This is a genomic window from Rhizobium lusitanum, from assembly GCF_014189535.1.
Classification (GTDB): domain Bacteria; phylum Pseudomonadota; class Alphaproteobacteria; order Rhizobiales; family Rhizobiaceae; genus Rhizobium; species Rhizobium lusitanum_C.
In genome coordinates, this window is the sequence record NZ_CP050308.1 from 44,527 (window position 1) to 65,952 (window position 21,426).

Annotated in this window: 19 protein-coding genes and 4 tRNA genes; 17 read left to right on the forward strand and 6 right to left on the reverse strand. The window is 58.5% G+C overall.

Going from position 1 to position 21,426, the window contains the following annotated elements; translation table 11 throughout:
* Window positions 1-90: 90 nt before the first annotated feature.
* Complete coding sequence (locus HB780_RS13910; RefSeq protein ID WP_183692714.1) at window positions 91-2,970, reverse strand: Rne/Rng family ribonuclease; 2,880 nt, start codon at window positions 2,968-2,970, stop codon at window positions 91-93.
* 624 nt (window positions 2,971-3,594) lie between these two features.
* On the opposite strand from HB780_RS13910, the gene HB780_RS13915 reads away from it, so the two are divergent.
* The 3 genes from HB780_RS13915 to prfB all read left to right on the forward strand — a co-directional run bounded on the left by HB780_RS13915 (window position 3,595) and on the right by prfB (window position 8,854).
* Window positions 3,595-4,869, forward strand: a complete 1,275-nt coding sequence (locus HB780_RS13915) for an N-acetylmuramoyl-L-alanine amidase (protein ID WP_435693906.1) — start codon at window positions 3,595-3,597, stop codon at window positions 4,867-4,869.
* A gap of 261 nt (window positions 4,870-5,130) precedes the next feature.
* Entirely contained in the window at window positions 5,131-7,596 is a 2,466-nt protein-coding gene (locus HB780_RS13920) for a penicillin-binding protein 1A (protein ID WP_183692718.1), read from the forward strand.
* 126 nt (window positions 7,597-7,722) lie between these two features.
* A protein-coding gene (prfB, locus tag HB780_RS13925; protein ID WP_183692720.1) for a peptide chain release factor 2 occupies window positions 7,723-8,854 on the forward strand; the annotation gives its coding sequence in 2 pieces (ribosomal slippage) (window positions 7,723-7,791 and window positions 7,793-8,854; 1,131 coding nt in all).
* A 92-nt stretch (window positions 8,855-8,946) separates the two neighbouring features.
* On the opposite strand, the gene HB780_RS13930 is transcribed toward prfB, so the two are convergent.
* Window positions 8,947-9,720 carry an NAD kinase gene (locus HB780_RS13930; protein ID WP_183692722.1) on the reverse strand — a complete coding sequence of 258 codons (774 nt, stop codon included), beginning with the start codon at window positions 9,718-9,720 and terminating at the stop codon, window positions 8,947-8,949.
* Between the two features lie 171 nt (window positions 9,721-9,891).
* On the opposite strand from HB780_RS13930, the gene HB780_RS13935 reads away from it, so the two are divergent.
* The 3 genes from HB780_RS13935 to HB780_RS13945 all read left to right on the forward strand — a co-directional run bounded on the left by HB780_RS13935 (window position 9,892) and on the right by HB780_RS13945 (window position 10,775).
* Window positions 9,892-9,967: transfer RNA gene (locus HB780_RS13935), tRNA-Thr, on the forward strand.
* A 148-nt stretch (window positions 9,968-10,115) separates the two neighbouring features.
* Window positions 10,116-10,385: a hypothetical protein gene (locus HB780_RS13940; protein WP_183692724.1), complete on the forward strand. Its 270-nt coding sequence runs from the start codon at window positions 10,116-10,118 to the stop codon at window positions 10,383-10,385.
* A gap of 96 nt (window positions 10,386-10,481) precedes the next feature.
* Window positions 10,482-10,775 (forward strand): hypothetical protein, encoded by a 294-nt coding sequence (locus HB780_RS13945; protein ID WP_183692726.1) that lies wholly within the window; start codon window positions 10,482-10,484, stop codon window positions 10,773-10,775.
* A gap of 12 nt (window positions 10,776-10,787) precedes the next feature.
* Here HB780_RS13945 and HB780_RS13950 read toward each other — a convergent pair whose 3' ends face one another.
* The 3 genes from HB780_RS13950 to rlmB form a co-directional block, all read right to left on the reverse strand.
* The gene (locus HB780_RS13950) at window positions 10,788-11,582 is read right to left on the reverse strand and encodes a class I SAM-dependent methyltransferase (RefSeq protein ID WP_183692728.1); all 795 of its coding nucleotides are present in this window, start codon (window positions 11,580-11,582) and stop codon (window positions 10,788-10,790) included.
* Window positions 11,583-11,691: 109 nt separating this feature from the next.
* Complete coding sequence (locus HB780_RS13955; RefSeq protein ID WP_183692731.1) at window positions 11,692-12,390, reverse strand: protease inhibitor Inh/omp19 family protein; 699 nt, start codon at window positions 12,388-12,390, stop codon at window positions 11,692-11,694.
* A gap of 39 nt (window positions 12,391-12,429) precedes the next feature.
* The gene (gene rlmB, locus HB780_RS13960; RefSeq protein ID WP_183692733.1) at window positions 12,430-13,338 is read right to left on the reverse strand and encodes a 23S rRNA (guanosine(2251)-2'-O)-methyltransferase RlmB; all 909 of its coding nucleotides are present in this window, start codon (window positions 13,336-13,338) and stop codon (window positions 12,430-12,432) included.
* 197 nt (window positions 13,339-13,535) lie between these two features.
* Between rlmB and HB780_RS13965 the strand changes: the two genes are divergently transcribed.
* The 4 genes from HB780_RS13965 to tuf all read left to right on the forward strand — a co-directional run bounded on the left by HB780_RS13965 (window position 13,536) and on the right by tuf (window position 15,955).
* Window positions 13,536-13,620, forward strand: a tRNA-Tyr gene (locus tag HB780_RS13965).
* Between the two features lie 27 nt (window positions 13,621-13,647).
* A tRNA-Gly gene (locus HB780_RS13970) sits at window positions 13,648-13,721 on the forward strand.
* A 211-nt stretch (window positions 13,722-13,932) separates the two neighbouring features.
* On the forward strand, window positions 13,933-14,355 hold the full coding sequence (locus tag HB780_RS13975) for a DUF3597 domain-containing protein (RefSeq protein ID WP_183692735.1): 423 nt from the start codon (window positions 13,933-13,935) through the stop codon (window positions 14,353-14,355).
* 424 nt (window positions 14,356-14,779) lie between these two features.
* Window positions 14,780-15,955, forward strand: coding sequence for an elongation factor Tu (gene tuf / locus HB780_RS13980; RefSeq protein WP_183692737.1), 1,176 nt, complete (start codon window positions 14,780-14,782; stop codon window positions 15,953-15,955).
* 104 nt (window positions 15,956-16,059) lie between these two features.
* Here tuf and HB780_RS13985 read toward each other — a convergent pair whose 3' ends face one another.
* On the reverse strand, window positions 16,060-16,566 hold the full coding sequence (locus tag HB780_RS13985; protein ID WP_183692739.1) for a GrpB family protein: 507 nt from the start codon (window positions 16,564-16,566) through the stop codon (window positions 16,060-16,062).
* A 145-nt stretch (window positions 16,567-16,711) separates the two neighbouring features.
* On the opposite strand from HB780_RS13985, the gene HB780_RS13990 reads away from it, so the two are divergent.
* The 7 genes from HB780_RS13990 to rplK all read left to right on the forward strand — a co-directional run bounded on the left by HB780_RS13990 (window position 16,712) and on the right by rplK (window position 21,422).
* On the forward strand, window positions 16,712-17,605 hold the full coding sequence (locus HB780_RS13990) for an NAD-dependent epimerase/dehydratase family protein (RefSeq protein ID WP_183692741.1): 894 nt from the start codon (window positions 16,712-16,714) through the stop codon (window positions 17,603-17,605).
* Window positions 17,606-17,940: 335 nt separating this feature from the next.
* The gene (locus HB780_RS13995) at window positions 17,941-18,627 is read left to right on the forward strand and encodes a glycosyltransferase family protein (protein ID WP_183692742.1); all 687 of its coding nucleotides are present in this window, start codon (window positions 17,941-17,943) and stop codon (window positions 18,625-18,627) included.
* An 18-nt stretch (window positions 18,628-18,645) separates the two neighbouring features.
* Window positions 18,646-19,530: a 3-deoxy-manno-octulosonate cytidylyltransferase gene (locus HB780_RS14000; RefSeq protein WP_183692744.1), complete on the forward strand. Its 885-nt coding sequence runs from the start codon at window positions 18,646-18,648 to the stop codon at window positions 19,528-19,530.
* A gap of 216 nt (window positions 19,531-19,746) precedes the next feature.
* Window positions 19,747-19,822: transfer RNA gene (locus tag HB780_RS14005), tRNA-Trp, on the forward strand.
* A gap of 195 nt (window positions 19,823-20,017) precedes the next feature.
* Window positions 20,018-20,218, forward strand: coding sequence for a preprotein translocase subunit SecE (secE, locus tag HB780_RS14010; protein ID WP_133706442.1), 201 nt, complete (start codon window positions 20,018-20,020; stop codon window positions 20,216-20,218).
* An 18-nt stretch (window positions 20,219-20,236) separates the two neighbouring features.
* Window positions 20,237-20,767 carry a transcription termination/antitermination protein NusG gene (nusG, locus tag HB780_RS14015; RefSeq protein WP_183692745.1) on the forward strand — a complete coding sequence of 177 codons (531 nt, stop codon included), beginning with the start codon at window positions 20,237-20,239 and terminating at the stop codon, window positions 20,765-20,767.
* Between the two features lie 223 nt (window positions 20,768-20,990).
* On the forward strand, window positions 20,991-21,422 hold the full coding sequence (rplK, locus tag HB780_RS14020; RefSeq protein ID WP_183692747.1) for a 50S ribosomal protein L11: 432 nt from the start codon (window positions 20,991-20,993) through the stop codon (window positions 21,420-21,422).
* Window positions 21,423-21,426: the final 4 nt, after the last annotated feature.

Consider the following 21,426-nt stretch of genomic DNA (forward strand, 5'->3'; position numbering starts at 1 on the left):
GCCCGCCGCAGTACTCTCATAGCACTTCAAAACAAAAAACCGGCCGTGTCACCACGGCCGGTTTTTTCAATTTTTTCCGAACAGCAGAGTTCAGAAGAACCCGCGGCGCTGCCACCAGCCAGCCTTCTTCGGCTTGCCGTCGCTATCGGTGGCCTCGTTCGTGCGGGTGGATTTGACCACCGGCTCGGAGGAGGCGACATTCGATTCGCGGTTGGCGCGTGCCGGCTTGGCCGCTTCGGGCTCGGCTGCCACGACCGGTTCGGCCGGGGTATCGAGATCGACTGCGATTTCGGCAACAGTTTCGGCTTCGGCGTCAACCACAGGGGCTGCTTCGACAACCGGTGTTTCCACAGGCGATGCTTCCGCCTTCGGCTTGCGACGGCTGCGGCTCTTGGCGGGCTTTACATCTTCGGCGACGATGGACGCCGTCTCGACAGCGGCCATGGCCGGCTGGCTTTCGACGGCGGCTTCGCCTTCGGCAATAACAATCTCGGCGACAGTTACAGCGACATCATTTTCGCCGTCTTCCTCACCGTCAGCGCCTTCATCGGAGCCGGATTCCTCACCGGCAGCCAATTCATTGCCTTCGCCTTCGCCATCACGATTTCGGCGACCGCCGCGCTTGCCGCGACGGCGGCGCTTACGCTTCTGCTGGGCGTCATCGTCATCGCTGCCGGAAACGGCCGAGACTTCACTGTTCTCGTTGCTATCGTCCTCGTCGCCTTCGTCTCCATCCTCATCGCCGTCTTCGGCGGAGGTGTCCCCAGGCTGGGAGGCTGTCTGGACATCGCTGCCGCGACCACGACGACGGCGGCGACGCTTGCGCTTGCGGTTGCCATCATTGCTCTCGGAAGAACGGGCAACAGGCTGCTGCTCGACGCTGGCTGCCTTTTCTTCCAGTTCTTCTTCTTCGTCCTCATCGGCCTCGATGACGATATCGTCGTCATCATCCTCCGGAATGGCGGCGAAGTTGAACAGGGTTTCGATCTTCACCGGATTTTCCACCGGCTCGCCACGGTCGATGGCAAAGTGCTGCGCACCGACGGTGCTATCAGCGCCAATGATGATGGTGACACCGAAGCGGCTCTCATAATCGACGATCGTCTGACGCTTATGGTTGAGCAGATAGAGCGCGATCTCAGGCGTCGTGCGGACGGTGATGTCGTGCGTCGTGTTCTTGAGCAGATACTCTTCGACCCCGCGCAGAACATGCAGCGCGACCGAGGACTGCGAGCGTACGTGGCCGGTGCCACTGCAATGCGAGCAGACCTGCGTGGTGCTTTCCAGCACGGATGCGCGGATGCGTTGGCGCGACATTTCCAGAAGACCGAAATGCGAGATGCGGCCGACCTGGATGCGGGCGCGGTCGTTTTTCAGGCATTCCTTCAGCTTCTTCTCGACAGCGCGATTGTTGCGCTTCTCTTCCATGTCGATGAAGTCGATGACAACAAGGCCTGCAAGGTCGCGCAAGCGAAGCTGACGTGCCACTTCGTCGGCGGCTTCGAGGTTGGTCTGAAGCGCGGTATCTTCGATCGAATGTTCGCGTGTCGAGCGGCCGGAGTTGACGTCGATCGAAACCAGAGCTTCCGTCTGGGTCATGATCAGGTAGCCACCGGACTTCAGCGTGACCTGCGGCTGCAGCATGCGGTCGAGCTGCGCCTCGATGCCGGAACGCGCGAAGATCGGGTGGATGTCGCGATAGGGCTGAACCACCTTGGCATGGCTCGGCATCAGCATCTTCATGAAGTCTTTCGCTTCACGATAGCCTTCCTCGCCGGAGACGATGACTTCGCTGATGTCCTTGTTGTAGAGGTCGCGGATCGAGCGCTTGATCAGGCTGCCTTCTTCATAGACGAGGCAGGGAGCGGTCGAAGCGAGCGTCAGCGTACGGACGTTTTCCCACAGGCGCATCAGATATTCGAAGTCGCGCTTGACCTCGACCTTGGTGCGGTTGGCGCCGGCGGTACGCAGGATGACGCCCATGCCCAACGGCACTTCGAGCATCTTTGCGATTTCCTTGAGGCGCTTGCGGTCCTGCGGATTGGTGATCTTACGAGAAATGCCGCCGCCGCGTGCCGTGTTCGGCATCAAAACCGAATAGCGGCCGGCAAGCGAGAGATAGGTGGTGAGAGCAGCGCCCTTGTTGCCGCGCTCTTCCTTGGCAACCTGCACCAGCAGGATCTGCCGGCGCTTGATGACTTCCTGGATGCGATACTGCTTGCGCGGCTTGCGCTGCACGCGGTCCGGAACCTCTTCCATGGCGTCTTCGGCACCGACGGATTCGATCACTTCCTCTTCATGGTCGTGATCATCATCGTCGTCATCGTCGTGACGGCGCTTGGAAACGTCTACATCTTCGGAGATTGAGTCGGTTTCGACCATCGCGGCCATTTCGCCGGAGGGGCCTTCCTCGTCTTCGCCGGGTGCGTCGACCTTTGCCTCGGCAACGGGCGTTTCGTCGGCAGGAGCTTCCGCGACCACCTTCTTGCGGCTGCGGCGCGGCTTGGCCTTCTTGACCGGTGCTTCGGCTTCAGCGGCGGGAGCGGCTACCTCGAGGGCAGGGGCTTCTTCCGCAGCGGCGGCTGTAGCTTCGTCGTTCTGGACGATGCCGATGTCAGGCTGATCCTGCTGCGAAAGATCGAGCGCCGTTTCGACATGCTCGACATCGTCATCGCGGCGATGCTCTTCGGCTTCCGCCCTCAATAGCGCCTGCCGGTCGGCGAGCGGGATCTGGTAGTAGTCAGGATGGATTTCAGCGAAGGCCAGGAAGCCGTGCCGGTTGCCGCCGTAGTCAACGAAGGCTGCCTGTAGCGAGGGTTCTACCCTGGTTACCTTGGCGAGATAGATGTTGCCGCGGATTTGCTTCTTGTGCTGTGATTCGAAGTCAAATTCTTCTATGCGGTTCCCGCGAACGACAACGACGCGCGTCTCTTCCTCGTGAGACGCGTCGATAAGCATTTTGTCTGCCATGAAAATTGTGCTCCTCGGCGCCGGCATGCGGAAAGGGGCCGGCCTGTCATTGAGACAAGCCGGATGCAATCCATCACTGCTGCACCGGATAATGAAAGTCGCGATTGGTTGTTTTGCGATGACAACAGCCAGACGGCAACCGGGACGTTAGTTCCCCGGGGTCTGTTCACTTCTTGAGAAAGCTGCTGCGGTAACATCCGTAACCAAGCGAAATCGACAATACCTTAGACCCAAATCGGGCCCGATGAATGTGCTCTCTAGAGAGCGTTTGGTGGCACTCCACCGATGAATTTCCCGCGCAAAACCGGAAATTCAGATATCCAGTATGGGGCAGAAGCACTGGAGACGGCGGATGACGGCCGCGGATGGCGCCTAGTACTCTAAGGCGGCTGCCTTTGCGGCGACTCTATCCCGTCAACACTTATACCCTAATATGCGTTGTATGTTTTATCTGTCACAATAGCAAGGGGAAAGCCAAGTATGCCATAATATTGATGGATTCGTCGGATGATGAAGGTCCGAGGGTCGCGTTTCCGATTCTTTAACCGGCGCGTCGTCGCGTCACGAAATGCCGCGCCGTCGATGGCTTTCGCGTCGTTTTGAGACTTCAAAAACAACGTCGGAATGAATATGGGGCGCAGTGGGCAATTGTTAAAGGGATGGCGGCATGCAGCGGAGAGTGGCGTGAGGGCCTTGCGAATTGCACTAGCGGCTTTTGCTGTGACGGCTCTTTCCGCCGTTTCGCCGCTTGCGACGGCTGAGGCTGCCGCCGATCCCGTGCTTGCCTATGATGCTCGCATTGCCGGCGATGACGCCCGCACCCGCATCGTCATCGACATGGACCGGGAGGCGACATTTTCCGTCCATTATCTCGACAATCCCGTGCGCGTGGTCATCGACCTTCCGGCAACTGCTTTTGGCTTCCCGGCTGCCGACCTCAAGCCGATCGGGCTTTTCAAGGATATCCGCTACGGCACCATGGACCAGGACAGCGCTCGCATCGTGCTGACGGCAACGAAGCCGGTGAAGCTGGTTATGGCCAAGGTGCAGTCTGATGAAAATGGCAAGGGGCATCGCCTTGTGCTTGATGCCGAGATGCTGCCCGCCGGCCAATTCGCGGAACTCGTCAAGCAGCAGAGCTGGGCCAATGATGATACAGCCAAGGATGTTGGCCCGGTGGCGCCGATGGAAAAGCTCGATCCGGGCATCTTCCTTGTGGCTGTCGATGCCGGCCATGGCGGTATCGACACCGGCGCGACCGCCAGCGATGGCGTCACGCACGAAAAGGAAATTACGCTCGCCTACGCCAAGCTTCTGGCTGACAGACTGAACGCCCAGCCCGGTATCAAGGCTTTTCTGACACGTGACAAGGATGAATATCTGTCGCTGTCGCAACGCGTGACCATCGCTCGCCAGAACCATGCATCACTCTTTATATCTTTGCATGCCGATACGTTGAAGCAGAAGGATATCCGCGGCGCGACGGTCTACACCATCTCCGACAAGGCCTCCGACAAGCTGGCTGGTGAAGTGGCCGACCGCGAGAACAACTCCGATCAGCTCGCCGGTGCGGAGACGCAAACTCAGCCCGCCGCGGTCGCCGATATCCTGATGGATCTGACCCGGCGTGAAACGCAGGCTTTTTCCATTTCCCTGGCGCAGGATGTGCTGACCTCCTTCAATGGCCAGATCTCCATGATCAACAATCCGCATCGCCATGCCGGGTTCCGCGTATTGCAGGCGCCGGATGTGCCCTCCATTCTGCTCGAACTGGGGTTCCTGTCGAACAAGGATGATGAGAAGCTGCTGCTCGATCCCGATTGGCGTCAGAAGCTGATCGGTCAGCTAACTGCCGCCGTCAAACAATACCGCGCTTCGACCGCTGCGAATGGCGGATAAAGGGTATGGACGGCGGGCGCCGTTCGTGTCTTCCATGTAACAGCCCCTGCTAATAGGCCGGGATGAAATGGCAAATACCGGCTGGAGCCCTATTTTGCTCACATTCCCGCCGTTACAGCGAAGTATTGTTCGCCTACAGACGGCATGCACGGCTTTGTGTTGTTGTCGTCTTGCATTAACACCGTGAGCGTGCAAAACGCCCGTAAATATGCGATGTTCTCGCATATGTGCCGCATGAAGAAGAAGCACCGGTAGCATCATATGGTCAGACTGATAGGATATTTCTTTGGATTGGGCTGCATCCTGTTCCTGGGTGTTGCGGCCGCGGCGGCTATTTATCTGAGCGTCGTCTCCAAGGATCTGCCGGACTACGAGGTCCTGGCAAAGTACGCGCCGCCGGTAACGACGCGCATCCATGCCGGCAACGGCGCGCTGATGAAGGAATATTCGCGGGAAAACCGGCTGTTTATTCCGATCCAGGCTATTCCCGACCGCCTCAAGGCGGCTTTCCTGTCGGCTGAAGACAAGAATTTCTACAATCATCCGGGCGTGGATGTCGGCGGTCTGTTGCGCGCAGTTGCCGTCAACCTGCAGAATATCGGTTCAGGCCGCCGCTTTGTTGGCGCGTCGACAATCACGCAGCAGGTCGCCAAGAACTTTCTGCTATCGGCGGACCAGACCTTCGACCGCAAGCTCAAGGAAGCGATCCTGTCCTTCCGCATCGAGCAGGCCTACAGCAAGGACAAGATCCTTGAGCTCTATCTGAACGAGATCTATTTCGGCCTCAATTCCTATGGCATCGCCGGCGCAGCACTCACCTATTTCGACAAATCGGTCAACGAACTGACCATTGCCGATTCGGCCTATCTCGCCTCGCTGCCCAAGGGACCTGCCAACTACAATCCATTCCGTCATCCTGAAGCCGCGATGACCCGCCGCAACTGGGTGATCGACCGCATGGTCGAGAATGGCTACGTCAGCCAGAGCGATGGTGAAGAGGCCAAGAAGCAGACGCTCGGCGTCGCACCGCCGAAGAATGGGCCGTCGCTTGCCGCCTCGGATTTCTTTGCCGAGGAAGTTCGCCGGCAGTTGATCGATCAATATGGAGAGAAGGCGCTCTATGAGGGCGGCCTTTCCGTGCGCACATCGTTTGATCCGCAATTGCAGCTCGAAGCGCGCAAGGCGCTGCAGGACGGCCTCATCGACTATGACGAGCGTCGTGGCTTCCATGGCCCGATCAAGCAGATCGCGACATCGCAGGACTGGGGTCCGGAGCTTGCCAAGATTCCGACTTTGAGCGACGTTCCGGAGTGGCAGCTTGCCGTGGTACTTTCCGTGTCCGACCAGGCGGTTGATATCGGCTTGCAGCCGAGCGTCGATGCCGCCGGCAGGGTCGCGACCGAGCGCAAGCGCGGCGTCATAGCGGCCGCCGATATGCGTTGGGCATTCCGCCTGGCTGGCAGCGGCAAGGCGGCGAAATCGCCGAGCGGCGTGCTGAGCCCCGGCGATGTGGTCTTCGCCCAGAAGACCGGCGGTGCGGATTCCAGCAGCTATCGTCTGCGCCAGCCGCCGAAAGTGCAGGGTGGCCTCGTCGCGATGGATCCGCATACCGGCCGCGTGCTTGCCATGGTCGGCGGCTTCTCCTACGCGCAATCTGAATTCAACCGTGCCACCCAGGCCAAGCGCCAGCCTGGCTCATCCTTCAAGCCCTTCGTCTATGCCGCGGCTATGGACAATGGCTACACTCCGGCTTCGGTCATTCTCGATGACCCTCTGCAAATTACCCTCAGCAATGGGGATGTTTGGAAACCGACGAACTATGAAGGCGAGGGCGGTGGCGCCCATACGCTTCGCTTCGCCATCGAGCATTCACGTAACCTGATGACCGTGCGCCTTGCCGCCGACATGGGCATGCCGCTGGTTGCCGAGTACGCCAATCGCTTCGGCATCTACGACCGCATGAACCCGGTGCTTGCCATGTCGCTTGGCGCTGGCGAAACGACGGTGCTGCGTATGGTTTCCGCCTATTCGGTCATTGCCAATGGCGGCAAGCAGATCAAGCCGACATTGATCGACCGCATTCAGGACCGCTATGGCGCGACCATCTTCAAGCATGAAGAGCGCGTCTGCGAGGCCTGCAATGTCAGCGAATGGAAAAACCAGGACGAGCCCGTGATCGCCGACAACCGCGAGCAGGTGCTTGATCCGATGACGGCCTATCAGGTGACGTCGATGATGCAGGGCGTGATTCTTCGCGGCACCGCCGCCGGCAAGATCAAGCTGAACACCGACGTCGCCGGCAAGACCGGCACGACCAACGACGAGAAGGACGCCTGGTTCGTCGGCTACACGCCGAGCCTCGTTGCCGGCCTCTATATCGGTTACGACACGCCGAGCACGCTCGGTCGCGGCGGAACCGGCGGGTCGCTTGCAGCACCGATCTTCAACGAGTTCATGCAGGCAGCCACCCAGGATCAGCCGCCGCAGAAGTTCCAGGTTCCGGCGGGCATGATTATCACGGCGGTCAATCGCGGAACCGGTATGGCGGCTCAGCCCGGCGATCCGAACGCCATCATGGAAGCCTTCAAGCCCGGCACCGGCCCGGCCACGACCTTCACGGTCATCGGCGGCGGCGATGCTTCGGCACAGGTCGCGCCCGAGGAGATTCTCAGAACCTCGCCGCAGGCCAACCAGGCGGTCACTTCAGGCTCGGGCGGCCTCTTCTGATCCAAACGGATTTCTCCAATGAACATGCCGCGGGGCTTTACAGCCGCGGCATGTATATCTATGTCACCAGCACTCTTTGAATTGTGCAACGGTTCATATCGAACCGCCGGATGAAGAAGCAGGATTATGCGAGCGGAAATCGAGAAAATAGTCGACGAGACCAAGCAGGCCATAAGCCTGCTGAGGAGGCATCTTTGACTGGGATCAGGCGGTAAGACGACTGGACTGGTTGAATAACAAGTCAGAGGATCCGACCCTCTGGAATGATGCCACCGAAGCACAGAAGCTGATGCGCGAGCGCCAGCATCTTGACGACGGCATTAGCGGCGTGCGTGCGCTTGAGCAGCAGCTTACCGACAATGTCGAGATGATCGAGCTTGGCGAGGAAGAGGGCGATGCCGACGTCGTCCGCGAAGCCGAAGACGCTCTCAAGACGTTGAAGACGGAGGCTGCACGCCGGCAGGTGGAAGCCATGCTGTCGGGCGAAGCCGATTCTAACGACACCTATGTCGAAGTCCATTCCGGCGCCGGCGGCACGGAGAGCCAGGACTGGGCGAACATGCTGTTGCGCATGTACACCCGCTGGGCCGAACGCCAGCGCTTCAAGGTGGAGCTTCTGGAAGTTCATGACGGTGAAGAAGCCGGCATCAAGTCCGCGACGCTTCTGGTCAAGGGCCACAATGCCTATGGCTGGCTGAAGACCGAATCGGGTGTTCATCGCCTGGTGCGTATCTCTCCCTATGACAGCAACGCACGCCGTCATACGTCCTTCTCGTCGATCTGGATCTATCCTGTGGTCGACGACTCGATCCAGATCGATATCAATGAAGGTGACTGCCGCATCGATACCTATCGTTCGTCCGGCGCCGGCGGCCAGCACGTCAACACGACCGATTCGGCCGTGCGTATCACGCACATCCCGACCGGCATCGTCGTGCAGTGCCAGCAGGAACGTTCACAGCACAAGAACCGCGCCAAGGCGTGGGACATGCTGCGTGCCCGCATGTACGAGGCGGAGTTGATGAAGCGGGAAGAGGCAGCCAGTGCCGAAGCCGCGTCGAAGACCGATATTGGCTGGGGCCACCAGATCCGCTCCTACGTCCTGCAGCCCTACCAGCTCGTCAAGGACCTGCGCACTGGCGTTACCAGCACCGCTCCGGACGACGTGCTCGACGGCGATCTCAACGAATTCATGGAAGCAGCACTCGCCCACCGCATCAGCGGCGCGGCCGATGCGGCCGTGGACGACGTGGATTGAGATCAGGATTCGCTTGAGTAAAAAAGAGCCCCGGAGACGGGGCTTTTTTATTGGCTATTGTAATGTTCGCACGGCCGTAGACAAAACAATCCTCAACCCGAAAACTGTTCCGCCAGGATCCTGTCCGACCACGACCTGTCCGGATCGGACAGGATGCGCGCCGTCGTGTCTTCGCTCTGGGTGATTCGGACGCCGACGACTGATTTGACCTCGGTGTTGTCGGCGGCAGCGTTGACCGGGCGTTTTTCCGCTTCGAGCACGGTGATATCGACCGTCACCTTGTTCGGCAGGAGCGCGCCGCGCCAGCGGCGGGGGCGGAAGGCGCTGACCGGCGTCATGGCAAGCAGCGGTGCCTCCAGCGGCAGGATGGGGCCATGCGCGGAAAGATTATAGGCGGTGGAGCCCGCCGGCGTCGTCACCATCAGGCCATCGCAGATCAATTCCGGCAGGCGGACGCGGCCGTCGATCTCGACCTTTAGCTTTGCCGTCTGATAGGACTGGCGAAACAGCGACACCTCGTTGATGGCCAAGGCAACGCAACTGCTACCATCCGCATTGCGCGTGGTCATCTGTAGCGGGTGAAATGCGTTTTCGACGGCGGCCTCGATGCGCTCCAGCAGGTTATCGGTGCGATAGTCGTTCATCAGGAACCCGATCGAACCGCGATTCATGCCATAGACGCGTTTACCGGAATTCATTGTCGTGTGCAGCGTCTGCAACATGAAGCCGTCGCCACCGAGCGCCACGACGATATCTGCATTCGCCTGCGGCGTCTGGCCATAGAGGCGAATCAGTTCCTCTTGCGCGGCCTGGGCTTCCGGCGCGGTCGAGGCGAGAAAACAAACAGATTGAAAAGCGCGTGACATGCAACGTCCTTTAAACAGTCATACTAGGTAAATGATATTCCCCCCATGCGACAAGACGTTTCGCAAAGAGTGGTGAATCCACAAGAGGATCGCCGATACGTCGGATTGAGGTTGAACAGTTGATTTTCCTCTTTACAGGAAATCAAAATCTGCTACTTGGCATGCCGTTGTGCCCTTGTAGCTCAGTTGGTAGAGCACCTGATTTGTAATCAGGGGGTCCCGAGTTCGAACCTTGGCGGGGGCACCACTTTTTCCCAGTGACTCAACATCTCATGCGCAGGCTGCCAGATCGCCCGATGCGGGAAGACATTGCGCCAGCATGATTGGAAATGTCATCCTTTGGGTATTTACGATGATCGCAGACACGCGATTCTCTTTTGCTAGGTGTGAAAAATATGACCGGTAAGCCCAAGAAGCCCAAACTCGAACATTCAGAACTCTCCGGCGAATTCACCGAGGGCGACATGACCGTGCTTGTGGATATCTTCCGTCCGGCGGGCACACAGGAAGACTGGCGGATGGAAGTTATCACGCCCGACGAGGATCTGATCGAATGGGAAGAGCCTTTTGCGACCGATCGCGAGGCGTTTGATGAATTCCTGGCGACGGTCGCCCGGGATGGCATCAAGACGTTCTTTGACGATTCTGATCCGGCGGTTCACTAGTCGCGCGTCGCACGCCTACAGGACCTCTGCGGGCGTATTTACAACGTCTGAAATGGGCATACACTTTCTCCCTCGACTACGGACGAGGGAATGGCCATGCGCAAGGCATTCAGGCATATCGTCTTGGGATTATTGTTCGTCGCGAGCACGTTGGCTGCAAGTACGCCGGCAATGGCCGACCAGGATTGCTACTGTAAGAACAGGGACGGAAAGCAGCATGCGATCGGCGAGGTCGCCTGCATGACCGTCGACGGCAAGAGCTATCTTGCCCAGTGCGAGATGAACCTCAACGTCCCCTCCTGGTCGAAGCTGCGGGAGGGATGTCCGGTTACCCAGCGATCGCAGTTACAACAATCGGCTTGGCATCAGCAGCCGATTACTGTTCGCTGAACGGGCTCTGGTTTAGTGGCAGCGGTAGGCGCGTTCCGATAGGGCGCCCATGCCTGAGCGGGTCATGAGTTCATAGAGAATGCGCCGGCCGAAGGGGTTGTGCAGGCGGATGGCGTCGGATCCGAGGAAGTGCGTTTCCGCCAGTTCGAAGGCTCTGAGATGCGGAGCCCGCATGATCGCCGCACGATAGAAATCGTGAAATTCGCGCCGGCAGACGTAGGTCTTGTATTTCGTCATGCAGAAGGCCGAGAAGTCCTGATCGTTGTTACGCAGGAAATCAGCGACGCCGACGGTCACTTCCGGCCAGGCGGGATTGAAGGTGTCGTCGAAGACGATGACACCATGATCGGCGATCGTCTCTTTTGCCAGTCTGCAGTCGGCCTCCAGATTCGCCAATGTGTGGCCACCGTCGACGCTGAAGAAGCGCACCTTGCCGACTTTGTCCAATACGTCCTTCGGGGACAGTTCCGCGCTGTCACCGACAACGAGCAGATCCTTGTTGACCGACAGGCCAAGACGGTCGCCATTCCGTAGGAATGAGCGGTATTGCTCGGAAGTGCCGTTCGACATTTCGCCGATATCGAAGAGATCTATGCCGAGGACACGGTCGTCCGGCGAGGTGATCTTTTTCAGGAGAAAATAGGAACGGCCGAAATAAACGCCGATTTCAGCGACGCCGCCTTCCAGTCCATGCTCGCGCTGGCGCTCCAGGATGGAAAGATAAACAAGGGCATCAGGCGGATCGATATATCCTTCTACACTTCGCAAATCGTGGAAGATGAATTTACGGATATTCGATGGAATCATGCACGCTGCGCCCGTTTTGCAATATGTCTTATCTCGATCAGCTTTAGGCTAATCTAATGTTAGATAGTCATATTGCGGGAATTTCAACCCGTAGCTGGGTATCGGAATTTTAGCCGCCCTGCTTGCGCACCAGCAGCATCGGGTCGCCCTCTTCCTCGTCGGATGTCTTGAAGCTGCCATCCGGTTGCATATCGAAGGAGAGCGAGGAGCCATCGCCTCCCATCAGCACCAGCCCGAAACCTTCCATGGCCCAAAGGGAAAGCTTGAGATCGGCGATGTTGGCCGGGCAGTCGCCGCCCGGTGACATTTTCGGCGTTCCGTCCTTGTCGGTCTCGCTGGTCAGCGTGACATCGCATATGGCTTTGCCGTCCGGCTGCCGGACTTGCCAGATGCCGCTCAGGCTTGCAGCTGTGGGGACGTGGTCGACATCGCCAAGCGCCGGCAGTAGCCACATCGGATCGGCCCCTTCGCTTTCCCAGGGGGAGCCTTCCTCCTCCTGAAGGCGAACCAGCACCTTCTGCGTCGTGTCACTAATGGTGAGCGAGCCGTCGTCGGTGAAATTCCAGACGGCGGCCTTGGCAAGAGCGGGTAGGGCGGTTGCGCAGGCATCCGCGCCGCTGATGGCATAGCCGCCGGCTGTTTTCGCGGTCTCGAAGGTGAGGCGGCAGCCCTTGGCGCCATTCTCGGGCGCCAGCAGCCAAGTGCCGGCCTGCGCCTGCACAAGTTCATCATCGGCAGCGTGCGCCGGTTGGCCGACGGCGAGGATGACGGCGATGGAGACCGCCGCGAGACCAAAACTACGGATCAAGGCAAATTCCCCCAAATCTGCTGCGGCGGTGAAGTGCCGCTAGGTTCTCAGATAGGACCGTGCCGCATAAAGCGCGATCGCGGCCGCGTTCGAGACGTTGAGCGACTTGATCGCGCCCGGCATGTCCAGCCGCGCCAGCGCGTTCACGGTTTCCCGTGTCTTCTGGCGAAGCCCCTTACCCTCTGAACCGAGGACGAGAGCGAGCTTCTCGCCCGAAAACGTGCCTTCGAGCGGCGCCGGTCCCTCCGAATCAAGGCCGATGGTGACGAAGCCGAGGCGATTCAGTTCGCCGAGCGCATCGGCGAGGTTGGTGACCTGTATATAAGGGATGAGTTCCAGCGCGCCGGAGGCGGATTTCGCCAGCACGCCCGATTCGGTCGGGCTGTGACGTTGCGTGGTGATGACGGCGGCGGCGTCGAAGGCCACGGCCGAGCGCATGATCGCGCCGACATTGTGCGGATCGGTCACCTGATCGAGCACCAGCAGCAGCGGGCTGTCTTTCAGCGCTTCGAGACGGCGAACGGGGAGGGGCCGGGTCTCCAGCATTACACCTTGGTGGATTGCTTCCGGGCCGAGAACCTTGTCGATATCCTGCGGCGAGACGATCTCGAAGGGAATGCTGAGTGCGTCAACCGGGCCGATCTCCAGCCGTACCAGCGCATTCTGCGTGGTCGACAGCTTGATGTTCTTCCGTTCGGGATTGGCAAGGGCGGCGCGAACGGTATGCAGGCCGTAGAGATAGACCTGGTCAGGCGCCAACGCTGGCGGCTTCCAGTCGTCCGCGCTCGACCGTTTGCGTTTCTGCGGCACCGGCGTCGGGATTTCGCCACGCTCGCGCTTGGCATCGCGATGCGCGCGCCGCAGTGTGGCGTAATGCGTGTCCTTGGCCGAGTTGTCGTCGACGGGGGTTTCAGGGCCGGAATGGCCCAATGTTTTATCTTTGCTCATGCGGCTTTATAGCGGCAGCGCCTCGGAGCGCATAGTCCTCTTTCGTCCACGGGTTTTCCCTTGAGCTGAAATTTTTTCGTCATTTTTGGCAATTCCTTGTGTTGACAGACGGAAACGGGCCGGTCATATACGCGGCGCAGATCGAAGCGGCGACGCACGGTCTAGCAAGCTTGGTCGCAAGATCCAGTCGGAATACTGGAGGGATGCCCGAGTGGTTAAAGGGGACGGACTGTAAATCCGTTGGCTCAGCCTACGTTGGTTCAAATCCAACTCCCTCCACCATTCCGGACCGGATCTTGACCACCCGCCGCGGGTATAGCTCAATGGTAGAGCAGCAGCCTTCCAAGCTGAATACGCGGGTTCGATTCCCGCTACCCGCTCCAGCATTTTCAATGTCTGTTTTTGGTCTCGATGTCGTTGTCCTGTTCGATGGCGCGCTTTCGTCGATTCGACGCTGGCACGGATGAATCCGGCGGGCGAAATGCATCCCGCAATCTCCATAGAATATTCAGCTCTGCATCTTTGACGTGAGGGGTTGCTTATATTTTAATGAGCGGTAGATATTTGTGAGCCAACCGAAAAGGGGGAGTGCACATGGGTATCTTCGACAAGATCAAGAATGCAATCTGGGGAGAGGCAAAGGCTGCCGAAGTTTCTCCCACGGCAACGCCAACCACCACCACGACTGGCGCGGCACCTTCATCTTCCGCGCCGACAACGCCTGCTGCAAGTGCACCGGCCTCCACGCCATCGGCTTCCCCGGTGGATATCGCTTCGATTCTCGACGCGGCCGTGAAAAAGAGTGGCCAGAAACTCGATTGGAAACATTCGATCGTGGATCTGATGAAGGCGCTCGGGATGGATGCGAGCCTTACGGAACGTAAGGAGCTTGCACAGGAGCTGGGCTATACTGGCGACGCGGGTGATTCCGCCAAGATGAACATCTTCCTGCACAAGGCGCTGCTGAAGAAGCTTTCGGACAATGGCGGCAAGGTGCCGGCCGATCTGCTCGATTGATTGCAGCTGGCTCGTGGTGCGTTGCCTGAAGGGTAAGAGCACCATAAGTCGACAATTAGATTAGGCGATCCTGCGATCGCGGCTTTCAGCGCCCTTTCCATGATAGGAGAGGGCGCTTTTCGTTTGCGCGGCGCCGCTCTCTCGACAAATGCGGGTGCGATACCGCTTCCTGCATCTGGAACTATTTCCTCGACATACCTATCTAAGCTGCTGAACCGGCAAACGCTTTTATGCCTTTCCGGATCGGCCGGCGAAACCTTCGCGGCGAATTGATGCCGAGGGCCGCTCACTGCCCGTCATCGACCTTACTTCGCCTAGAACAGGGCCTGCAATTAAGTCTTGCGCAAATGCGATGAAAGCCTTAAACGGCGGCACTAAACCGGTTCGCCGGGGTCACTCATTTACGTTCATAGGAAGCATTCAAATGGCAAAGAGTAAGTTTGAGCGCAATAAGCCGCACGTTAACATCGGCACGATTGGCCACGTTGACCACGGCAAGACGTCTCTGACGGCAGCGATCACGAAGTACTTCGGTGAGTACAAGCCGTATGACCAGATCGACGCTGCACCGGAAGAAAAGGCCCGCGGCATCACGATTTCGACGGCCCACGTTGAATACGAGACGCCTGCTCGCCACTACGCGCACGTCGACTGCCCCGGCCACGCTGACTATGTCAAGAACATGATCACGGGTGCCGCACAGATGGACGGCGCGATCCTGGTTTGCTCGGCCGCTGACGGCCCGATGCCGCAGACCCGCGAACACATCCTGCTCGCCCGCCAGGTTGGCGTTCCGGCAGTTGTCGTGTTCCTGAACAAGGTCGACCAGGTTGACGACGCCGAGCTTCTGGAACTGGTGGAGATGGAAGTTCGCGAACTTCTGTCGTCCTACGACTTCCCGGGCGACGACATCCCGGTCATCAAGGGTTCGGCTCTTGCTGCCCTTAACGACAGCAACAAGACGATCGGCGAAGACGCGATCCGCGAGCTGATGGCTGCTGTTGACGCCTACATCCCGACGCCTGAGCGTCCGATCGACCTGCCGTTCCTGATGCCGATCGAAGACGTGTTCTCGATCTCTGGCCGTGGTACGGTTGTGACCGGCCGCGTTGAGCGTGGTATCGTCAAGGTTGGTGAAGAAGTCGAGATCGTCGGCATTCGCCCGACGTCGAAGACGACGGTTACCGGCGTTGAAATGTTCCGCAAGCTGCTCGATCAGGGCCAGGCAGGCGACAACATCGGCGCCCTGGTTCGCGGTGTTAACCGTGACGGCGTTGAGCGTGGTCAGATCCTGTGCAAGCCGGGCTCTGTTAAGCCGCACAAGAAGTTCATGGCCGAAGCCTACATCCTGACGAAGGAAGAAGGCGGCCGTCATACGCCGTTCTTCACGAACTACCGTCCGCAGTTCTACTTCCGCACGACGGACGTGACCGGCATCGTGACGCTTCCAGAAGGCACGGAAATGGTTATGCCAGGCGACAACATCACTGTTGAAGTCGAGCTGATCGTTCCGATCGCAATGGAAGAAAAGCTGCGCTTCGCTATCCGCGAAGGCGGCCGTACCGTCGGCGCCGGCATCGTTGCTAGCATCGTAGAGTAATCCTCGGATTATTCGGTGATTACGAAGGCCCCGCTGGAAACAGCGGGGCTTTTTGCGTTTTGGTGTGGGGGGAATGCAAGTCTCCGGGAGGTGACTTTTCTGCGCTACGTCAACTCGGCAAGCGCCCGACGAAGGATGTCGACAACGAAGTTACTCTTGCCGCCGCTATAGTGATCCCAATTGCCATTCGCTTCCATGGCCAGCCGCCGCTTCAATGCGGCGTAGTTCTCGGCCGCTTCAGGATGGGCATGAAGGTAATCGCGAAAGAGGATGCGATCACAATGGGCGGGATTACCGGGGAGGCATAGATAAAGGCGAGTTCCGTAGGGTGTTTCGTCCTTGGTGAAGATCCATCTGTCGGCGCCATACGGATCGTCATGGAAGGTGTAACCATCCTCCTTCAAGCGTTCCGAGGCGACGAGCCTGTCATCGGACGTCGCAAGCACGGCATCGATATCGAGCTTCGGCTTGGCGCAAAGTCCGGGGACGGATGTACTGCCGATATGATGGATATCGGCGTGATGGCCGAGCAGGGCGGCGATAGCCTCACGCCGGGTTCGGAAGAGGGTAGGCCACGCTGGATCGTAGTCGACAAGCTTGACAGGACGCACGCGCGCTCCACCCCTTGAACGTTTTCACCAATATCAGCGGATCTTGCACCCAATCCACCGGCTGAGACAATCAGACCGCTTCGCCCGTCTTGCGAAACGCCGGAAACGGTCTATCTATCGCTCGATTTTATCTGGAGGAGATTTCATGAAGAAGCGTATTTTGTTCACCGGCGGCAGCGGCAAGGCCGGGCGTCACACGGTTCCCTGGCTGGTCGAAGCCGGCTACGAGGTCCACAATATCGATCTCGTGCCGCTGGACAGCCCCGGCGTCACCAATCTGCAGGCTGACGTCACTGATGCGGGACAAGTTTATAATGTCCTCACGATGCATCGCGATTTCCCCGATCTCGATCAGGGCAAGGGCGTGCAGCCCTATGACGCGGTTGTGCATTTCGCCGCCGTGCCGCGTATTCTGCTGAAGCCGGACAACGAAACCTTCCGCATTAACACGATGAGCACTTATAATGTCATCGAGGCGGCGGCGAAGCTCGGCATCAAGAAGATCATCGTCGCCTCCAGCGAGACCACCTATGGCATCTGCTTTGCCGAGGGTCATCGTGATTTCCACCAGTTTCCGCTGGAAGAAGACTATGACGTCAATCCGATGGATTCCTACGGCCTGTCCAAGGTCCTGAACGAAAAGACGGCCCGCGCCTTTGCCGAACGTTTCGGCATCGACATCTATGCGCTGCGCATCGGCAACGTCATCGAGCCGCATGAGTATGAGCGCTTCCCGGAATTTTTCGCCGATAGCGAAATCCGCAAGCGCATCGCCTGGAGCTATATCGACGCCCGCGATCTCGGCCAGATCGTTCATTTGTGCATCGAGAAGAATGGCCTCGGCTTCCAGGTGTTCAACGCCGCCAACGATACGGTATCGGCCAACACGCCGTCACGCGAGCTTGCCGCCAAGCACTTTCCGAACGTGCCTTTTACCCGCGAGATCGGCGAATATGAGGGCTTGCTCTCCAACCGCAAGATCCGCGAAGTCCTGGGCTTCAAGGAAGAGCATGACTGGCGTCGATACGTGAAGGTTTGAGGCAGCGCAGCGGCTGAGATGATACTGGGCGCGGTTGTCGCGCCCGGTCGAGCCCGCAGTCGCTGGAGGGCAGCCTCTCTATTTGTTACGGCCGCAAACCAAAAATGCTTCGGCAAACACTCGACAAATATCTGGGGTGAAGTAAGTAGGTCTGCGTTCGTGAGGCGTATCGGGGAAATTGCAATGGCATTCGACGATACAGTCGCGATCAGTGTTTGGAGCGGGCATGTTGTGGCCCATGTGCCGACACGATGTCCGGCAGCGCGGTCTGCGCTGCGACGGAAAGATATTTTAGTCGGCTGATCTCCTAGGCGGTCGGCCGTTTAGGAGGGACTATGAACGACGGTGTTGCACGTATTTTTGTCGGCTTCGACTCTAAGGAAGTTGTCGCCTATCACGTCCTCGCACAAAGCATAATCGAGCGTTCCTCGATCCCGGTGGTGTTTTCGCCGATCGTGCTCAGCAATCTCGACGGCATTTTCACGCGCGAGCGCAACGCGCTGCAATCGACCGAGTTCTCCTTCTCCCGCTTCCTGGTTCCCTACCTCAGCGACTTTGAGGGCTGGAGCATCTTCATGGATTGCGACATGCTCGCCCGCGCCGATATTGCCGAGCTCTGGAAGCTGCGCGACGACCGCTATGCCGCCATGTGCGTCAAGCACGACTATCAGCCGAAGGTCGAAACCAAGTTTCTCGGCCAGACCCAGACCAAATATGAAAAGAAGAACTGGTCGAGCATGATCCTTTTCAACAATGCCAAGTGCAAGGCATTGACGAAGGACTATGTGAACACTGCCACCGGTCTGCAGCTTCATCAGTTCAAGTGGCTGGAAAGTGAAGATCAGATCGGCGAAGTTCCCGTGACCTGGAATTACCTCGTCAACGAATATGACCACCGGCCGGATGCGCAACTGGTGCACTTCACCGATGGCGGCCCGTATTTTGACGAGTATCGCAACGACGATTACGCCGACGAATGGTTCGCCATGCGCGAACGTCTGCTGCACGTCCAGCAGAAGTAACAAGAACAGGATCAGGGCGTGACATCCGAAACAGCGACCGACAAGCCTGCTTTCCCGGCGGCCGGAGCCGCCGCAGGGTTGACGACCGCCGAGGATTGGCGCGCCATACTGACAGCGTTCTCTCATATCGTCCTTGTCGCCAACAGCGACACGGTCGATATCGGGAGCCTGCAGGCACAGTTCCCGCCGACGGCTCTCTTCGTCTTCTTCAATAAGGTCTACAAGGTCCTGGATCGCCCATTCCTCGGGCATTCGCTGCTGATCTCGCGCGGTCAGCCGCGCGGTGCCAACATCGTCTATCGGGGCGAGGTGGGCGAGGTGGTCAAATTCTTCCCGAGCGAATATTTCCTCGGCATCATGAACATCCGTCTCGGCCTCGAGGAGAAGCTCAATCCTGCCGCCGATTTCCAGGGCGCGCCGACCGGTCATCTCGATCTCGTCGGTTTCTGCGGCGATCTCTACACGGAGGCCAAGACGCCGACCAGCGGCTTTGCGCTGGCGCTTTGGCTGAGCGACCTGAAATTGCCGGCCGCCATCGTGCTGGCCGGCTTCTCGGCCAAGCGCAGCGAGAAATGGCGGGTGGTCTCGGTTCACGACTGGAGCTTCGAGCAGACCTTCCTGCGTCTCTTCGCTCGGCTGGGCAAGATCACCATCCATGGCGGCGTTTCCGCCAATGCTTATGCCAGGCTTGCCGAACGCTTCTCGGAAGTCCCGCCTGCGGAGATTTCGCTGGCGGTGGCGGAGGTGCTGTCGGAACGGCTGGGTAATACCGATGCCGAGGTCGACAAGCTGATTTCGCTGACCAACGTGATTCGCTCCATGGACAATTTCATGCGCCGTTTGCGGCCGAAATTTCTGAAGCGGAAGCCCAAGGGAACGCCCGGCGAGCAGAAGGAAGGCTAAAACCTGCCGACGCGCCTCTGGCGAAAGGGTGGCGAGATGTCTGCAATTCCCCAACGCCGGTGGCATGGTGACGGTTTGTGTCGAACGAAGCGACGTACCTGATTGGGAAAAAACAAAAAACGCACTTGCCAATCGTTTCGTCCCGTCTTAAAGGGAGCGCCATGTTTCCGAAAGGCGCTGGCGGGCAACCGCACAGAGCTGGTGACTGGAACATGAAGGGGTATAGCTCAGTTGGTAGAGCGGCGGTCTCCAAAACCGCAGGTCGTAGGTTCGAGCCCTGCTGCCCCTGCCATTTTCCTTGATTTGATTGGCGCGTCAGTCCGCTGCTTCTTGGGTCGGGGATATGCCGGATCGACGGCAAAATTTCGAAAGCATCGAATTCTCTCTTGTTAAATCGGGAATCGGTGTTTATGTAAGGGTTCAACAGACACGCGGTGCGTGGGGCTGATATGTTCAGCTTTACGCGCCGTAATTGCGTGGGCAGTCAATGGCATCCAAATCGAATCCACTAGCGTTTCTGCAGCAGGTCCGCTCTGAAACGTCGAAAATCACTTGGCCGTCCCGCCGCGAGACGATGATCTCGACGGTAATGGTGTTGGTCATGGTTGTTTTCGCCTCGCTGTTTTTCTTTGCTGCTGACCAGCTCATCGGCTGGGTTCTCGGCTACGTGCTGAATACCGGCAATTAATATCGGGTGGAGATGAACATGGCGGCACGTTGGTACATCGTCCACGCTTATTCTAATTTCGAAAAGAAAGTGGCTGAATCCATTGAGGAGAAGGCCAAGCAGAAGGGTCTTTCGCATCTGTTCGAAAGAATCCTGGTGCCGACCGAGAAGGTGGTTGAAGTGCGTCGCGGTCGTAAGGTCGATAGCGAGCGCAAGTTCTTCCCGGGTTATGTGCTGGTTCGTGCCAACCTGACGGATGAAGCTTACCACCTGATCAAGAATACGCCGAAGGTCACTGGCTTCCTCGGCTCCGACAATAAGCCGATTCCGATTCCGGATTATGAAGCCGATCGCATTCTCGGTCAGGTCCAGGAAGGTGTCGAGCGGCCCAAGGCTTCCGTGTCTTTCGAGATCGGCGAGCAGGTTCGTGTTTCGGATGGTCCGTTTGCCTCGTTCAACGGCACCGTTCAGGACGTGGACGAAGAGCGTTCGCGCCTGAAGGTAGAAGTTTCGATCTTCGGCCGCGCTACGCCGGTCGAGCTGGAATACAGTCAGGTCGAGAAGGTCTGATCGTTTTATCGGATTGGAAAGATCAGTCATTGGTGGCTGGTCTTTCGTTTGAGTTTGGATGTAAGTAAGTAAATTCTTATTTACATCTCGCGGCATCGCCGCAATCCGCGTGGAAGGGTAGGGGTCTTAGCCGGACCTTGATATCCGCACCACGCAACCGCAGCCGCTGGAGCGATCCGGCACAAGAGGCCGGGCAACCGGCCAGTTAGAAAGGCAGAGAGAAATGGCTAAGAAAGTTGCAGGCCAACTCAAGCTGCAGGTCAAGGCCGGCTCGGCGAATCCTTCGCCTCCGATCGGTCCTGCGCTTGGTCAGCGTGGCGTTAACATCATGGAATTCTGCAAGGCGTTCAATGCCGCCACGCAGGAACTGGAAAAGGGTATGCCGATCCCGGTCGTCATCACCTACTATCAGGACAAGTCCTTCACCTTCATCATGAAGCAGCCGCCAGTCAGCTACTTCCTGAAGAAGGAAGCGAAGATCCAGTCCGGCTCGAAGACTCCCGGCAAGGGCGCCAAGGCTGGTACCCTCACCAAGGCTCAGGTGCAGTCTATCGCCCAAGCCAAGATGAAGGATCTGAACGCCGCCGATATCGAAGGCGCAATGGCCATGATCGAGGGCTCCGCCCGCGCCATGGGCCTGGAAGTGGTAGGTTAAGATC

Excerpts from the sequence above, each read along its gene's own strand:
- HB780_RS13920 (WP_183692718.1), top strand. The coding sequence starts at position 5,131 with ATGGTCAGACTGATAGGATATTTCTTTGGATTGGGCTGCATCCTGTTC.
- tuf (WP_183692737.1), top strand. The coding sequence starts at position 14,780 with ATGGCAAAGAGTAAGTTTGAGCGCAATAAGCCGCACGTTAACATCGGC.
- HB780_RS13910 (WP_183692714.1), bottom strand. The coding sequence starts at position 2,970 with ATGGCAGACAAAATGCTTATCGACGCGTCTCACGAGGAAGAGACGCGC.
- HB780_RS13930 (WP_183692722.1), bottom strand. The coding sequence starts at position 9,720 with ATGTCACGCGCTTTTCAATCTGTTTGTTTTCTCGCCTCGACCGCGCCG.
- HB780_RS13945 (WP_183692726.1), top strand. The coding sequence starts at position 10,482 with ATGCGCAAGGCATTCAGGCATATCGTCTTGGGATTATTGTTCGTCGCG.
- rlmB (WP_183692733.1), bottom strand. The coding sequence starts at position 13,338 with ATGAGCAAAGATAAAACATTGGGCCATTCCGGCCCTGAAACCCCCGTC.
- HB780_RS13915 (WP_435693906.1), top strand. The coding sequence starts at position 3,595 with ATGAATATGGGGCGCAGTGGGCAATTGTTAAAGGGATGGCGGCATGCA.
- HB780_RS13975 (WP_183692735.1), top strand. The coding sequence starts at position 13,933 with ATGGGTATCTTCGACAAGATCAAGAATGCAATCTGGGGAGAGGCAAAG.
- rplK (WP_183692747.1), top strand. The coding sequence starts at position 20,991 with ATGGCTAAGAAAGTTGCAGGCCAACTCAAGCTGCAGGTCAAGGCCGGC.
- nusG (WP_183692745.1), top strand. The coding sequence starts at position 20,237 with ATGGCGGCACGTTGGTACATCGTCCACGCTTATTCTAATTTCGAAAAG.
- HB780_RS13995 (WP_183692742.1), top strand. The coding sequence starts at position 17,941 with ATGAACGACGGTGTTGCACGTATTTTTGTCGGCTTCGACTCTAAGGAA.
- secE (WP_133706442.1), top strand. The coding sequence starts at position 20,018 with ATGGCATCCAAATCGAATCCACTAGCGTTTCTGCAGCAGGTCCGCTCT.
- HB780_RS13950 (WP_183692728.1), bottom strand. The coding sequence starts at position 11,582 with ATGATTCCATCGAATATCCGTAAATTCATCTTCCACGATTTGCGAAGT.
- HB780_RS13990 (WP_183692741.1), top strand. The coding sequence starts at position 16,712 with ATGAAGAAGCGTATTTTGTTCACCGGCGGCAGCGGCAAGGCCGGGCGT.
- HB780_RS13940 (WP_183692724.1), top strand. The coding sequence starts at position 10,116 with ATGACCGGTAAGCCCAAGAAGCCCAAACTCGAACATTCAGAACTCTCC.